This is a genomic window from Paenibacillus sp. EZ-K15 (assembly GCF_002573715.1).
GTDB lineage: Bacteria > Bacillota > Bacilli > Paenibacillales > Paenibacillaceae > Paenibacillus_AQ.
Map to the genome: position 1 here is coordinate 736,412 of NZ_PDHM01000017.1, position 14,162 is coordinate 750,573.

The 14,162-nt window shown below is 50.7% G+C and carries 12 protein-coding genes; 4 read left to right on the plus strand and 8 right to left on the minus strand.

From position 1 onward, the window contains the following. Positions 1-294: 294 nt before the first annotated feature. The 3 genes from CRG97_RS19940 to CRG97_RS19950 form a co-directional block, all read right to left on the minus strand. Positions 295-630 carry a hypothetical protein gene (locus CRG97_RS19940; protein ID WP_098746522.1) on the minus strand — a complete coding sequence of 112 codons (336 nt, stop codon included), beginning with the start codon at positions 628-630 and terminating at the stop codon, positions 295-297. 97 nt (positions 631-727) lie between these two features. Then, on the minus strand, positions 728-1,819 hold the full coding sequence (locus tag CRG97_RS19945) for a TlpA disulfide reductase family protein (RefSeq protein WP_098746524.1): 1,092 nt from the start codon (positions 1,817-1,819) through the stop codon (positions 728-730). Between the two features lie 114 nt (positions 1,820-1,933). Continuing rightward, entirely contained in the window at positions 1,934-2,461 is a 528-nt protein-coding gene (locus tag CRG97_RS19950; RefSeq protein WP_098746526.1) for a GNAT family N-acetyltransferase, read from the minus strand. 169 nt (positions 2,462-2,630) lie between these two features. Here CRG97_RS19950 and CRG97_RS19955 point away from each other — a divergent pair, with 169 nt between their 5' ends. After that, positions 2,631-4,460, plus strand: a complete 1,830-nt coding sequence (locus tag CRG97_RS19955) for a DUF2334 domain-containing protein (protein ID WP_098746528.1) — start codon at positions 2,631-2,633, stop codon at positions 4,458-4,460. 145 nt (positions 4,461-4,605) lie between these two features. Beyond that, positions 4,606-5,298 (plus strand): pentapeptide repeat-containing protein, encoded by a 693-nt coding sequence (locus tag CRG97_RS19960; RefSeq protein ID WP_098746530.1) that lies wholly within the window; start codon positions 4,606-4,608, stop codon positions 5,296-5,298. 129 nt (positions 5,299-5,427) lie between these two features. Here CRG97_RS19960 and CRG97_RS19965 read toward each other — a convergent pair whose 3' ends face one another. Genes CRG97_RS19965 through CRG97_RS19980 form a run of 4 tightly spaced genes read right to left on the minus strand, consistent with a single transcriptional unit; the run spans position 5,428 to position 9,576 of the window. Then, positions 5,428-6,534: a Gfo/Idh/MocA family protein gene (locus CRG97_RS19965; protein ID WP_098746532.1), complete on the minus strand. Its 1,107-nt coding sequence runs from the start codon at positions 6,532-6,534 to the stop codon at positions 5,428-5,430. A 20-nt stretch (positions 6,535-6,554) separates the two neighbouring features. Next, the gene (locus CRG97_RS19970) at positions 6,555-7,286 is read right to left on the minus strand and encodes a ThuA domain-containing protein (RefSeq protein ID WP_098746534.1); all 732 of its coding nucleotides are present in this window, start codon (positions 7,284-7,286) and stop codon (positions 6,555-6,557) included. A gap of 51 nt (positions 7,287-7,337) precedes the next feature. Then, on the minus strand, positions 7,338-8,498 hold the full coding sequence (locus tag CRG97_RS19975) for a Gfo/Idh/MocA family protein (protein WP_098746536.1): 1,161 nt from the start codon (positions 8,496-8,498) through the stop codon (positions 7,338-7,340). Positions 8,499-8,523: 25 nt separating this feature from the next. After that, on the minus strand, positions 8,524-9,576 hold the full coding sequence (locus CRG97_RS19980) for a LacI family DNA-binding transcriptional regulator (protein WP_098746539.1): 1,053 nt from the start codon (positions 9,574-9,576) through the stop codon (positions 8,524-8,526). Positions 9,577-9,929: 353 nt separating this feature from the next. On the opposite strand from CRG97_RS19980, the gene CRG97_RS19985 reads away from it, so the two are divergent. Both CRG97_RS19985 and CRG97_RS19990 read left to right on the plus strand, forming a co-directional pair. Continuing rightward, a complete protein-coding gene (locus tag CRG97_RS19985; protein ID WP_237566499.1) occupies positions 9,930-10,973 on the plus strand; it encodes an ROK family transcriptional regulator in 1,044 nt (347 codons plus the stop codon). A 29-nt stretch (positions 10,974-11,002) separates the two neighbouring features. Continuing rightward, the gene (locus CRG97_RS19990; RefSeq protein WP_098746543.1) at positions 11,003-12,256 is read left to right on the plus strand and encodes an MFS transporter; all 1,254 of its coding nucleotides are present in this window, start codon (positions 11,003-11,005) and stop codon (positions 12,254-12,256) included. Between the two features lie 86 nt (positions 12,257-12,342). On the opposite strand, the gene CRG97_RS19995 is transcribed toward CRG97_RS19990, so the two are convergent. Beyond that, positions 12,343-14,106, minus strand: coding sequence for a glycoside hydrolase family 35 protein (locus CRG97_RS19995; RefSeq protein WP_098746545.1), 1,764 nt, complete (start codon positions 14,104-14,106; stop codon positions 12,343-12,345). Positions 14,107-14,162 lie beyond the last annotated feature (56 nt).

Consider the following 14,162-nt stretch of genomic DNA (forward strand, 5'->3'; position numbering starts at 1 on the left):
ACTATCGACGAACATTCTCAGAAGACAGACCGCGTTTATAGGATGTTTTTCTTGCGATATCAGGAAGGTCCATGCTTCGAAGTTTATACTTTCTGATATCTAAAGAAAAACGTCTATCGACGAACATTCTCAGAAGACAGACCACGTTTATAGGATGTTTTTCTTGCGATATCAGGAAGGCCCATGCTTCGAAGTTTATACTTTCTGATATCTAAAAAAAAGAGACAGTACTGGGATATTCCCACCTGTCTCTTCTATAAAAACACTGCGCCCGTAAACTAAATTCCTTGACGTTTAGATAAATAAGAATGGAATGAGGAACAACAGCGCTATGGCTTCCCAAGCAAACACATTGCCTCCCCAGCCGTATCCACCATAGCCACCGCCGTAGCCGTAAGGTCCAAATGCGGACGTTTGCGCACCGCTTTTAGCTGACTTCGAAGACTTTTTGCCCTTTTTACCTTTTGTGGACAGTGTATATACGGATGGGTTCGCAAATTCGAGTTCAAGGCCTCGATCATGTACACCGCGAATAGTCCCCACGACTTCTGTTCCATCACGCATGACAGCGCAAACGGTTTTGCCGACGTAACCTCTGCATCCTTCTGCCGAAATTGGTATTGGTTGCACTTATTTTCCCCCTCCCCAGCGTTTGTGTATTATATTCCGCCTGGGGAGAAGGCGGCAGAGATAGGTGTCCACATCTCCAAAAATCCGCCTTTTAACCTCACTTAATCGCGTTGGCTTTTCGATAGGCTCTAACCATTAAATCCTCGTCAATCGCGCCTTGAAACCGCTCAGATATCAGACCGTCAGGCGAGATGACGTAGGTGGTCGGATAGGCCACCACCTCGTACCGTCTGGTGCTTGCTCCGTTCTTGTCGTATAGTACAGGAAAGGTTAAGCCGTTCTGCTCGACAAAAGACTGTACCTCACTCATGCTATTTTCCAGATGCGTCATATTTACAGCTAGTATTATCACATTCTCATCCTGATGTTTATCGTAAAAATCCTGCATATAAGGCATTTCTACCTTGCAAGGAGGGCACCAGGATGCCCAGAAGTTCAGAAGAACGGTTTGCCCACGATAATCGGACAGTTTGATCTCCTGCCCTTCCCGATTCATCAGCGAAACCTCCGGTGCGCGAAGACCAGGCTTCAACCCTTCAGCAATGGCTTCGGGATTGTTTTTGTCATTCGGCGATACGAGCGCTTCTCGTTCGCTGACCGAGGTGGAAGCGAAGTCATAGATTGCCCACACGAAAAGAGCCCCAATGATGAGTTGTACCGCTCCATTTCTCCCTAATCCCAGGGTAAGAAAGCGGGACAGAGGAGAATGGAATTGAAGCCAGCTAACCGTTAGCAATGCACCGAATAATAAAATAAAGAATAATGAAGAGTTTATACCGGCCCCGTCCGCCCACAACCACTGAAATACATACCCGGCCAATCCGCTCGCGAATACCAACAACAGAGCGGACTTCAGCAGCAGACCTGAATCTTTTCTATTCTTGTTCCAGCGCAGAGCTGCGTAGATCAGGGCTAGAACGGCCCCAAGCCATATCCCCTTCGTTCCGCCCGTCATGTAAATAAGCGAGGTCGGATGCTGCAAGGTGCGGATCGGATCGAACACCAGCATCCCGAATTTCCATGAAATAAAACCGATGATAAGTACAGATAAATAGGTGTCCAGGATCCATCCCCGCTCCGGCATCTGACGCAAACGAATTCGAAGCGCAGCGAAACCAGCCGCCGCACAGATTAGAAAAATCACAATGTCGGCCCTCAACATAAAAGGACCTATCGGAATTATACTCAAATGCGAGCCTCCTAAGGTCGGCAAAGCAATTGTTAAGTATTGCTATTACCCACCGGGGTATATTCCCATCATAGTAGATTCCCTCCCCAATGTAAACTTAAGCGGAGCGCTTTTTTAGGAGAAGGGCCGAATCCGATCAATGGAACTCCACAGCAGAGCCATTTCAGTATGTGTTTTTCCGCCGATGACAATCTCTTTTCGCTTCAGTTCCTGGCCGCCCATATATTTATAAAAATGCTCAGCCTTATTGCCTTCCAACACCCAGACCAATAATGAACGATATCCTTTCACTTGCAGAAATTCCTTCAGCCTCGCAAACAGCTGCTTCCCCCAGCCCTTCCCCTGAATCTCTTCCAAGAGATAGATCGCGTAAAGTTCTCCTTCATGAGAAATCTTATGCTCTCGCTCCGTCCCGTAAGACATGAACCCGTATACCTCGCCATCTTCATCTGCAATGACCAGCAGTTGTTCGTCCTCCGGCATATTGGCAAGCTTCCAGCGCCAGCCTTCTATCCGATCGGCAGCGGACAACTTTCCTAAAAAGCTATCATCCACGATTCCTTTATACGTCGTTTTCCAGCTATTCACGTGGACGTTAGCGATGCCTGCAACATCATGTTCATTTGCGTGTCTAATATGCATAAACTTCCTCTTCCTCCTGCTCATATCTTAATCTCTATGTATTCGCGGACACGATCTGCGATCCTCTTTTTTATGAACGCTTCGTCCCTGATGACGCAATGCCCATTCCCGGCATACATATATCAGGATCGTTATCCCAAGAAGCTACCCATGGAAGGAGCGCATCTTGATGAATAAAGCATTGATACGGCTTGAAGATATCGGACCGGGCGGCTGGTATGAGACAGAGGAACAACAGGCAAAGCTGCTGGTAATCGCACAGTTCCTGCATCAGCAACAGATCCCCTTTCACCTGGCCGTCATTCCGCGATATGTCGATCCGGTGCACCATGTGGATCGGTCGATAGATGATCTGCATGATGAAGTTTCCCTTCGATTTGCAAGGCTGCTGCGAAGGATGGTAGCCCTTGGCGCCTCGCTAGGTATTCATGGATATACGCATCAGTACGGGGAATCGGTAAGCGGCGACGGATTCGAATTTGCTTATCCCGAATGCAGCGCCAATTGTCCTCCGGATGATCCGCCCGAAGCGCTCCATTCGCTCCGGCAGCTGAAGCAATCCTATGCTTATCAGCGGGTTCAACGGGCTCATAAGATGTTTCAAGCGGCTGGTCTTACAGCGGTCTGGTATGAAACTCCCCACTACACCGCTTCATCTGTCCAGCGCCATATTATTGAGATCTGTAACGGCATCCTCTATGAATCTCCGCCTTCCAGCCCGGATGCAAGGACAGCCGCACTCCAGCACACCCCGGACGATCCGCTGACAAACGGAACGATCTACGTTCCCACTCCGCTTTATTATGTTGCAGGTGACAAGATTGAGGAAGAAGTCACTCGTATAATACGGATATTACAGGATTTCACAGGCGATCGTGAACTGGCCTCGTTCTTCTACCACCCTTATCTCGAATTCCCCTATATCCGTTTCCTTGCTGACGGCACTGTACATTATGACGAGCATTCGCCGCTTAGAAGAATCATTCAGTCCTTTAAGAGGGAGCTTAAATCGTTTGTGACCATAACCTCAATCTTGCCCTTCATACCGGATTTCAGGGAAACCCGATGGCAGGACAGGTTGACCATGAATCGCCCTAAGTTTCTGCACGCCACGAGAAAAGAGCAGCCGGATCGATGGATCGTCCGGGACGAGGCCAACAACCTATGGTACGACGCTTCTTTTGGGGTCATGTCCCCCATTAAAATCCATAATGGCATACAGTATATACGCCCGCTGTTGGCAGACTGGCCGCTTTACCCCGGTGGAACTGCGATGGCAGGCGATTATGATGGAGATGGCAGCGTCGATGCGGCTGTATGGCATGCGGAGCTGGGGATTTGTGAGGTTGCCTTGGGTTCAGGCAGCCGTTTAATACCATCGGGTCATTGGCTCTGTGAATTTGGAGCCGTGAACTGGAAAGCTCTTACGGGGGATTTGGACGGGGACGGCAGACATGATTTATTTCTATGGGACCCTGTCACAGGAAAAGCCGCCATTGCTTATAGCTCCGGGTGTCATTTTTATTCTCCCCTAATTCAGCATGAGGTTTCCGCACAAGGTGAAGGCGTGATTCCCTCCATAGGAGATGTGAATGGCGATGGACTGGATGACCTGGTTGTGTGGAACTCCGACTCGGGCACATGCCAGGTCTGGTTAAGCAGCGGAAAACAGCTCGTGGACGCCGGAAATTGGTATTCTGACAAAGATTCCATCGGTTCACCCATATCTGTGATGTTAGGTGACGTGGATGGGGATGGGCTGAAAGATTTGATTCTCGTTGAACATATCGCAGGGAAATGGCTCGTTCTCTATAGCTTGGGAACCGCCTTCGGGCGGCAGGAAGAACGGTTTGGGCCTTGGGTTGCCGGTGAATCAATGACACCTCTCATTGGCGATCTAACGGGCAATGGCCGTGTCAGTCTGCTGGCATGGTCTCCGAATCGGCTCGGCGGAACCTTGGACGCCGCCATCAATTCCAGGGACCGGACAATCGGATAAGGACATGATATACTTCTATACAACATAATCAGGTTTATTCAGAACTCCCGTAATATGCGGTCTGTCTTCTGAGAAAGTACGTCGATGGAAGTTATTCTTATAAGTTCTCATCTCTATACTTATTTCTATGTTCGGAGGAGAAATCATGTCATCCAAAAGCGAAAACCATACCAATAGCAATACAGCCAGTCCATCCCCCTCAGTCAAAATCGTGAAACCCAAGCTCCCCAAGCAGCTTGAGCCTATGATTCTATCCGATGCCGGCGTTGACGATGAATCCTCGTTCATTCAATCCACTTGTCAGGACGAGACCCTGTCTTATATTTCAGCCGACAAGGTTCAATTCGATCAAATGATATTCCATAACGTTACGTTCCAGCACGTCACGCTCCACCATGCCGAACTAACGGATCTTGTATTTAACCATTGCGACTTGTCCAACGTAGATCTCAGTGAGGCCATTATGTACCGCGTACAATTCAATCATTGCAAAATTCTGGGGCTCGACTTGACCGCAGCCACCATCCGTAATGTCGTGTTCGATCATTGCACGGGCGACTACGCTACGTTCCGTTTTGCTAACATGAAGCAGGTGTCCTTCCAATCCACCTCGCTCATAAAGTCGGATTTTTATCATTCTGAATTAAGCAAGGTGGAATTCGTGGATTGCCAGATTGATCAATCACAGTTCTCCGGCACCAAGCTTGCAGGTATCGACTTAAGCCGAACGGATTTCCATAATATTGGCGTGACCCTGGAAGATCTTCAAGGATGCATCATTTCACCGCATCAAGCTATCCCGTTAACCAAAATATTCGGTCTTGTCGTCAAAGAGTGACCGTAAGTTATACGTGCTCCCAATAATCGCTTCGTTTATATGGAAAACGTATCCATGCACAGCATAAAGCGGCTTACTCCGAGGTCCGCTTGGACCTTTCGGGTTAAGCCGCTTTTTTAGATCATCCTATTATTGATCAAGAGTATACTTCTGCAAATCAAGCGGCAGCGGTGCCGGGATGTCACAGGTGCTGATCATCTCATAGCGCTTGCCTTCATCGGAAGCATCATGGAATCCCCACATGGCTTCAAGCACATGATAGGCAAGCTCGCCGCTCGCACGATGCGCTCTTCCGCTGCGGATGGCATAGGCCATATCCGCTGGGCCGATCCCTCTCGTATTCTCGTTATACCCCGGAAGCAATGGTTCTTCCGTCCACTCGGCTTCTCCGGTCAACCGATATTGAACCGAGCCGCCAAAGCCGTTGGGATCCGGGACGAGCATTGTACCCTTGGTGCCGTAGATTTCAATATTAGGAAGCGTGCTCCCTCCAAATACATCAAAACTCGTAATCAGTGTGCCAATCGCACCGTTATGAAACTCCATAAGTCCAGCCACGTGAGTAGGAATGTCCACCTGAATCTTCTGACCCTGTTTCTTCTCACTGGTAATCGTCCGCTCCGTAAGGGCCGTTCCGGTCATGCCGCTAATACGGCGGATTGGCCCCAGCAGCTGAACCAGCGCTGTCAGGTAGTAAGGCCCCATGTCAAACATCGGACCACCGCCAGCGGCATAATAAAATTCCGGATCGGGATGCCAATGCTCGTGTCCGCGGCTCATCATAAAGGCGGTCGCTGCAATCGGCTTGCCGATGCGTCCGTCTTCAATTAGTTTCAGTGCCGTTTGGATACCGGCTCCAAGGAATGTCTCAGGAGCGCATCCGACAAGCAGCCCTTTGGACGCAGCCATATCCAGCACCGCCTTACCCTCTTCTCGGGTTACGCCAAGCGGCTTTTCCACGTACACATGCTTGCCGGCTTGCAGTGCATCCAGCATAATTTGCGCATGAAGTGCAGGTATCGTCAGATTAATGACCAGCTCAATCTCCGGATCTGCAAGCAGTTCCTCGGTAGTGTATACATTCGGGATATTATACTTGGCAGCCTGTTCCTCGGCACGGGCACGATCGATATCCGCACAAGCCGTCAGCTCCAGGATATCGAACTTATGGCAGTTTTCCATATATATGCCGCTGATTTTTCCGCATCCGATGATGCCAACCTTTACTTTCTTCATGATCCAAGTCTCCTTCTGCCTTATTGGCTGTCTCCCATGCCTGTGTAGCCTTGACCTTCCGTAAACACACTCATGTCCGAACCCGAATACAACGCTTTGCCTTCAGCAGCCCAAAGCAATCCCCTGCGCATCATTTCCTTCACCTGCGGCATATCCACGATATCGGCATGATGGCCGAGGGAATTGTAATAGACCCGTCCATATCCCCAGCGCTTCGTCCACGCCACCGGCATGTCGACCGCTTTGTTCAGCAGGTGCGGTCCGGCTGCAACCGGAAAACGAGTGGTTGCCAGCACTTCAACGGCCGGATCCACATGCAGATAATACTGCTCGGAGGCCACCGTGAAATCCTGCATTCCTGCTACCAGCGGGCTGGAGCTCGATTTAATCTCAACCCGGTATTTCACGCCGTCGTTGCCTGGATGCGCAACCCAGTTTCCTCCTGTCATGAACTGCCAATCCACATTGTTGCGGAACGAATCACACATGCCGCCGTGGCAGCCCGCCAAGCCGGTTCCCTTCTGTACGGCAAGCGATACGTTCTCCACCTGCTCCTTCGATATTTCTCCCATCGTCCATACCGGCACGATCAGATCCAAGGCTTGAAGCTTCTCTGCATCATTAAAAGCATCCAGCGTGTCGGATACCTCTACCTCATATTGCTCATCCCGAAGCAATTCCGCGAAAATGCCGGCAACCTGTTCGGGTTCATGTCCGTCCCAGCCGCCCCATACAATTAAAGCCTTTTTCATGATAGCACTCCTTTTTTTATGTGTCCGGCCAAGATTGGCCGAATGACTTGATTACATTTCCGACAGCTGCACCCAGCGGCGCTCTTCAATGGATTTATCCACGGCTTCCAGCACTGCCTGGCATTTCACGCCATCCTCGAAATTGGGCACAGGCTGCCTTCCCTCAGATATAGCGGTCGACAGCTCCAGAATTTCATGCGTAAAGGTGTGCTCGAAACCGATCGTATGTCCCGGAGGCCACCATGCTTCCATATAATCGTGAACGGGATCGGTTGCCAATACGCGGCGGAAGCCCTGAACATCCTCAGCGTCGGATGTAAAGTAAACCTCCAGCTCATTCATCCGTTCAAAATCGAATTTTACACTGCCCAAGCTGCCGTTGATCTCGAAGGAGTTGGTGCTGCGGTGACCCGCAGCAAAGCGCGTCGCCTCAAAGCTGCCCAGCGCCCCGTTCTCAAAGCGGGTCATGAACAGCGTAGCGTCATCTACCGTCACTTTCCCCATGGGACCGCCTGTGCTTCCTTTTGCGCTTAACCCGGTCATCTCGCTGGCAATAGGACGCTCCTTGATAAAGGTTTCGCTCATTCCGATCACTTCCTGCATATCGCCGACCAGATAATGGGCGAGATCGATCAGGTGAGCACCAAGATCCCCATGCGATCCGGATCCCGCCACTTCCTTCTGCAACCTCCATACCAGCGGGAACTGCGGGTCCATGATCCAATCCTGCAAAAACCAGGCGCGAAAATGATAGATCTGACCCAATCTTCCACCTTCAACCAGCTTCTTGGCCAGTCTTACGGCTGGTGAAAATCTATAGTTAAACCCGACCATATGGGTGACTCCCGCTTCTTGCGCAGCCTGCAGCATCTCTCTGGCGTCCGCCAAGGACAAAGCAAGCGGCTTCTCGCAAAATATATGTTTGCCCGCCTTGGCCGCGGCAATGGCAATCTCCTTATGGGCATCGCTTGGAGCATTGATATCGATCAGATCGATATCTTCTCGACGGACAAGCTCCTTCCAATCGGTAACGCTTTCACTCCAGCCCAGCTGAACCGCCGCTGCTTGAACGGCCGACACATTACGGCCGCAGATCGCCACCATTTCTGGCTTCAGCGCCTCCGGAAAAAACATCGGGAGGCTCCGGTACGCATTGCTGTGGGCTTTACCCATAAATTTATAACCAATCATGCCGACACGTAATTGTTTCATCTTTGATTCCTCCTTGAATAAGGGTTCATTGATTTCGATGAAGCGAAGAGGCACGGATTACCAGACGAGTTGGTAACTGGCGATGGAGCACTGCGTTCGTTACGTTACCTTCTGGCAAATCGGAGACTTCCAGCATGCGAAGCACATGCTCCGCAGCAAGGCATCCCAGTTCATAGAACGGAACTCTCACGCTGGTAAGCGGCGGAGTGCACAGCTCGGCGGCATCCGAATCGTCATACCCGACAAAGGCAGGCATTCGCTCTTCTGAAATGCCTAATGCCCGCAGTCCCTGCTGAAGTCCAATCGCCATGCGGTCATTGGCGGCAAATACGGCTTCAATCCGGTCCAGCTTCCCGGCGATTAACTCGGCCGCGGCATAACCGCTTTTGCGGCTGAAGTTGCCTTCGAACAGCAAGGATTCATCCAGCACGATTCCCGCTTCATTCAGTGCCCGGGCGTACCCCTTCAACCGGTCGCGACTGTTGGAATACTGAGGCGGCCCATTCAGAAAAGCAATCTTCCGGAATCCCTGCTGCGTCAAGTGATGAACAGCTTGATAGCTACCATCCACATGATCGGCATCCATAACGTGAAACGCCTCGCCGTCAAAGTATTGATTAATCAGGCAATAGGGGTGATCCGCTTCACTCAGCTGTTTGATGGCCGCACGTTCGCCTTCTTCATCCCGGGCGCCCAGAATAATGCAGGCATCAACCTTCTGGGTTCGGAACAGGTTCAAGTAGTCCATCGAACCGCCGGGCTCACGGAACAGCATCAACAGGTCATATTGACTCTCCAACGCCTTACTGCCAATACCGCTCAATATTTCGGAAAAATAGTAAGCGGAGAATATACGAGCCTTCGGCAGGTAGGGCATGATGACGCCCAGGTTACCGCTTCTTCGACGGGCAAAACTTCGAGCAAGCGCACTCGGGGTATACCCGAGCTGATCCGCCGCTTCCAGCACCCGCTGCTTGGTCTCCTCCTTCATTGGTCCGACCCCATTCAGTACACGGGATACCGTTGCTTCCGAAACGCCGGCAAGCTTTGCAACTTCTTTACGACTAGCGATATTCATCAAGCCTCCTGCAATTTATGTACGCGCGTACATTTTCTCATGGAGCCTTTCTGTTGTCAACCGCCTTAATCTAATTTCATGTATGATAGGGCACCAAGAACGCTGCTGCGGTTCTCCATGATCCTGATGCCGATCGATCCTCGGCGGTACCATCATGCTTCTGCGATAGTCTCATACTGCTTCTAGTATTAGAGCGTCCGCATCGATTATCCTTTGTTGCGAACGTTCTTTTTCTGTCCTCCTGATTCCCGCGGATTTCATGCAGCAAAATTGTTCTTGCACCATCATTTGAGATATGCAATAATCATCTCCAGACACTTATTAAACTCGTTTAAAAAGGTGAGGAAGTGGTGATGACAACGCGCAAAGAAGCTTTACCCACACCGCAATCCATGAAATACGCCGTGCGGCGCGCGCTCCGATCTTCCCTGCTGGAGCTCGGCAGCGGAACCAAAGCGGAGCTAAGTGATCGGCTCGGCATCAGCTTTCCTACGGTGAGCAAAGTTCTGGAACAGATGGCGCAGGAAGGCGAGGTCACCCTGCTCGGACTGGATGAGTCCAGCGGCGGCAGGCGTGCAAACCGCTACGCTTTTAACCCGGACTATATGCTGGGTCTCGCCGTTTATTATGAGAAGGAGCAGAGCGTATATACCATTTTTAATTGGAACGGCGATCTGATCGAACGGAAAGCTGAAGACGGCATACTTCAGCTTGGACCGGAAGCGCTGGCTTCCCAGCTAGGAAGCTGGATCCACCGTTATCCGAAGATCCGCTCGATTGCGGTCGGCATGCCGGCTGCGGTGCGAGATGGCGTCATTTTTCACGTACCGCTGTACGGGACATTCCAGGATTACGACCTCAAATCTTACCTGGAGAACCTGCTCTCCATTCCTGTCATCGTGGAGAATGACATGAATGCTGCCGTGCTTGGCTATCAGAATCTGAGCCGCTCGGAGGAGGCTTCCCTGGTATACGTGTATCTCGGACATAATGGACCGGGGGCGGGACTGCTGATCAACGGAAACGTCGTTCGGGGCAGGTCGTTCTTCACGGGTGAGATCGGCTATGTACCGATGAGCAAGGACAACAATTTTCATGATGTATTGGACCGTAAAGGTTCCGTCATGAGCAGTCTCATCGAGCCGGATGAGGAGCAAATCGATGCGTTAAGCCGATTAAGCGCCGCCTTCACCGCGATTCTCAATCCGGATGCCATTCTGTGGTGTGAGCATAACCTTCTGCCCTCCACCCTGCTCTCCGTTAAAAACCGGGCTTCCGCCTACGTACCGGAGCGGCATCTGCCCGAAATGCTGCTTCGCGAGTGGGAACATGACTATATAGCCGGCCTGCAGAGACTTGCTCTGGATATGATGATATCCGATACTAGTGCAATGTAAAATTCAACGATGACGATTGGGGAATAACCGTGAATACAGACCTTCATACGAAAGCAAAACCTAAATTCAGCAAAGACTACACCCTTCATTTGGCAACCATCTTTCTCGGCTTTATCATTTTCGGAATATCGGAAAATATTAAGGGACCCGCCATTCCAAGGATTCAATTCGATTTCCACCTGGATGAAATGCAGATCGGTACCTTGCTATCGCTGAACGCCCTCGGGTACTTGATTGCCTGCTCTTTCACCGCGCTGTTAACCCGGAAGATCGGGATCAAGTGGGTCAGCATGGCTGCCTTCGGCTCGATGGCCATCTCGGGTGTGTTGATCTTCCTGTCGCACAGCTACCCAATGTTTACCGCATCCTACTTCTTCATGTACATTGGAAACGGGATGCTGGAGATCGGCCTTGCCATATTGGCGGCCCGGATCTTTGTGCGAAACACAGGCACGATGATGAACCTGTCCCATTTCTTCTACGGAATCAGCTCAACCGTGGCGCCGATGATTGCATCCGGCCTGATGACCGTAACCGTGTTTAATTACACGCTGGACTGGCGGGGCATGTATCTCGCCATGCTGATGTTATCCATACTGCCGATGATCCCGGCACTCATGAGTAAGTTTCCCGGGGACGATCTGTCCGAAACGGAACGAACTCCGCTTAAGTTATTAGTTAAAGATCCTGCGCTGTGGCTGGTCGTTATGATTCTATCCTTCGGTGTTGTATCGGAGATGGCCGTTGGCGGTTGGCTCGTAAACTTTCTTGAAAAATCATACAAATGGGAACCTACGGCTGCAGCCGGGATGCTGTCCGCCTTCTTCCTCTGCTTCTCGGCAGCACGCCTGCTGCTTGGCCCGATAACGGATCGGATTGGCTTTACGCTGTCCATCATCATCCTGTCCGCGTTGACCGGAGTATGTACGTTTGTCGCAATCTTTGGCGGGGAATCCTATGCCTTCCTGTTTGCGGCTGCAGGTATTGGAATTGCTCCGATTTATCCGACGGTCATGGCTCTTATTGCGAAAAGATATCCGAAAGAGAGTGACACCGCCATTACGTTCATCGTCACCATGATGGGAGTCGGCAGCGTTATCGGCAACTACGCAATCGGAGCGATCACGAACGGATTCAAGCAAATGTACGGCAGCGGGACAGAGCTCGGATTACTGCGCGGGCTGCAGGCAGGCTATGGCTTTATCGGATTGTGTGCCATCCTATGCTCACTCTTCGGCATCATTCTGTACCGTTATTTAAAAGTTCGTAAGCAATTGGTTTAATCCTTTGAACACTAAAGGGAGCCCTCTCATGAGTACAAGAGGGCTCCCTTTTATTCATTATTCTCGTTTGTCTACCCACACCCTCATTAGCCTAAGTCGGGTTGATCAACAAGTTCGATGCTTGCTGTTTCGGTATGATGCAGCTCAAACACAAAGATTTCATTACGCCCCTGCTTCAGCAGCGGTCCAGGCAGATAAAGCGCTGCTTGCGGTCCTTGTTCCCAGTAACGCCCCAGGTTAAATCCATTAACCCAGACGACCCCTTTTCCCCATCCGTCCAAGCGGATAAACGTATCGCCAATGTCATCCACCGAGAATTCACCCCGATAGAAGGTAGGACGATCCCGCTGTTCAAGCGGACCCGCAAGCGGTTGAAACGGTGCCGCATTCGGATTCTCAAGCGGCAAAGGATAGATGCTCCAGTCATACAGGAACTGGTTGTTCATCCGGACTCCCTCAGTGATTCCTTTATAGTCCTTCAGCTTCGGGCCGTAATTGATACGCCCCATATTCTCGACAACGATCTCAAGCCGAGCCCCGGCTGCCGGAACATCGATCTGCAGGGCTTGGGGATTCCAGCGTTCGACCGTTCCCTGATACTTACCGTCCAGGAATACCTGTGCCCGGTCATGCACTTCTTGCAGATACAGCGATTCTCCTTGACGAGGTCCGGAGATATCCGTTGTGTAAACGATGAAGCCATAACTTTGACCCAGCAGTTCCATCGGTACAGGTGTCGTACGTTTCACCGGATCGGATAGAACTGGCAGATGCTCCAGCAAGTCGGCATAATGCGTCATGCGAACCGAACCATAGCTATTTTTCTTGACGGACTGAGGCAGACTTGGGAAATCCGAGAGCTCTTTCCCCTGATGCTTCGCAATCGCGCTGCGAATGGCCTCGTATTTAGCTGTTACATCCCCGCACTCCGAAATAGGGGCATCATAATCGTAGCTAGTTATCGTGGGCTCATACTTCTCGTGAAAATTCGCCCCGTTATAAAATCCGAAATTCGTTCCGCCATGAAACATATAGAAGTTCACGGATGCATTCAAGTCCAGCATCTTCTTGAACACGGCGGCAGCATCTTCCGCGTCCCGGGTATGATGGGGTTTCAGCCAATGATCAAACCATCCATTCCAGTATTCCATGCACATCAGAGGGTCTTCTGCGCGATATTCCCGCAGTTTGGCAAAAGCCTCCTCGGTTCTTGAACCAAAATTGACGGTGGCAAGCACGCCTGGAACGGTTCCCCCTTGCAGCATCCCGTCGGTGGGACCATCCGAAGTAAACAGCAATACATCTACGCCCCGTTTGATCAAGCCATCCTTCAAATACTCCAGATATGCCGTATCATTACCGTAGCTCCCGTACTCGTTCTCGATTTGCATGGCAATCACCGGACCTCCATTGGAGGTTAATAACGGAACCAGCCGCGGAATCAGTTCATCATAATAATGGTCAACCTTCTCCAGATATACCGGATCCATGCATCGCAGATGGATATCCGGATACTGCAGCAGCCAGGACGGAAGCCCGCCAAATTCCCATTCTGCGCATATGTAAGGGCTTGGTCGAAGTATCACATGCAGTCCGAGATCGCCGGCAATTTGGACGAATCTCTCCAAATCGGCGATACCATCAAACGTAAATTGTCCTTCCTTAGGTTCATGCAAATTCCACGGAATATAGCTTTCCACGGTGTTCAATCCACAGCTTTTCAGCTTCATCAGCCTGTCTTCCCAATATTCCGGTACGATCCGAAAATAATGTACGGCACCCGACAAAATCTGGATCGGCTCATCCCCGAGCACGAACTGTTGATTAACCGCTTTCAATTGAGCTTTCATATCCTGTTTCCTCCCTGCTCGTATCATTTCGCTTTCTATTATCATCATCTATCAAA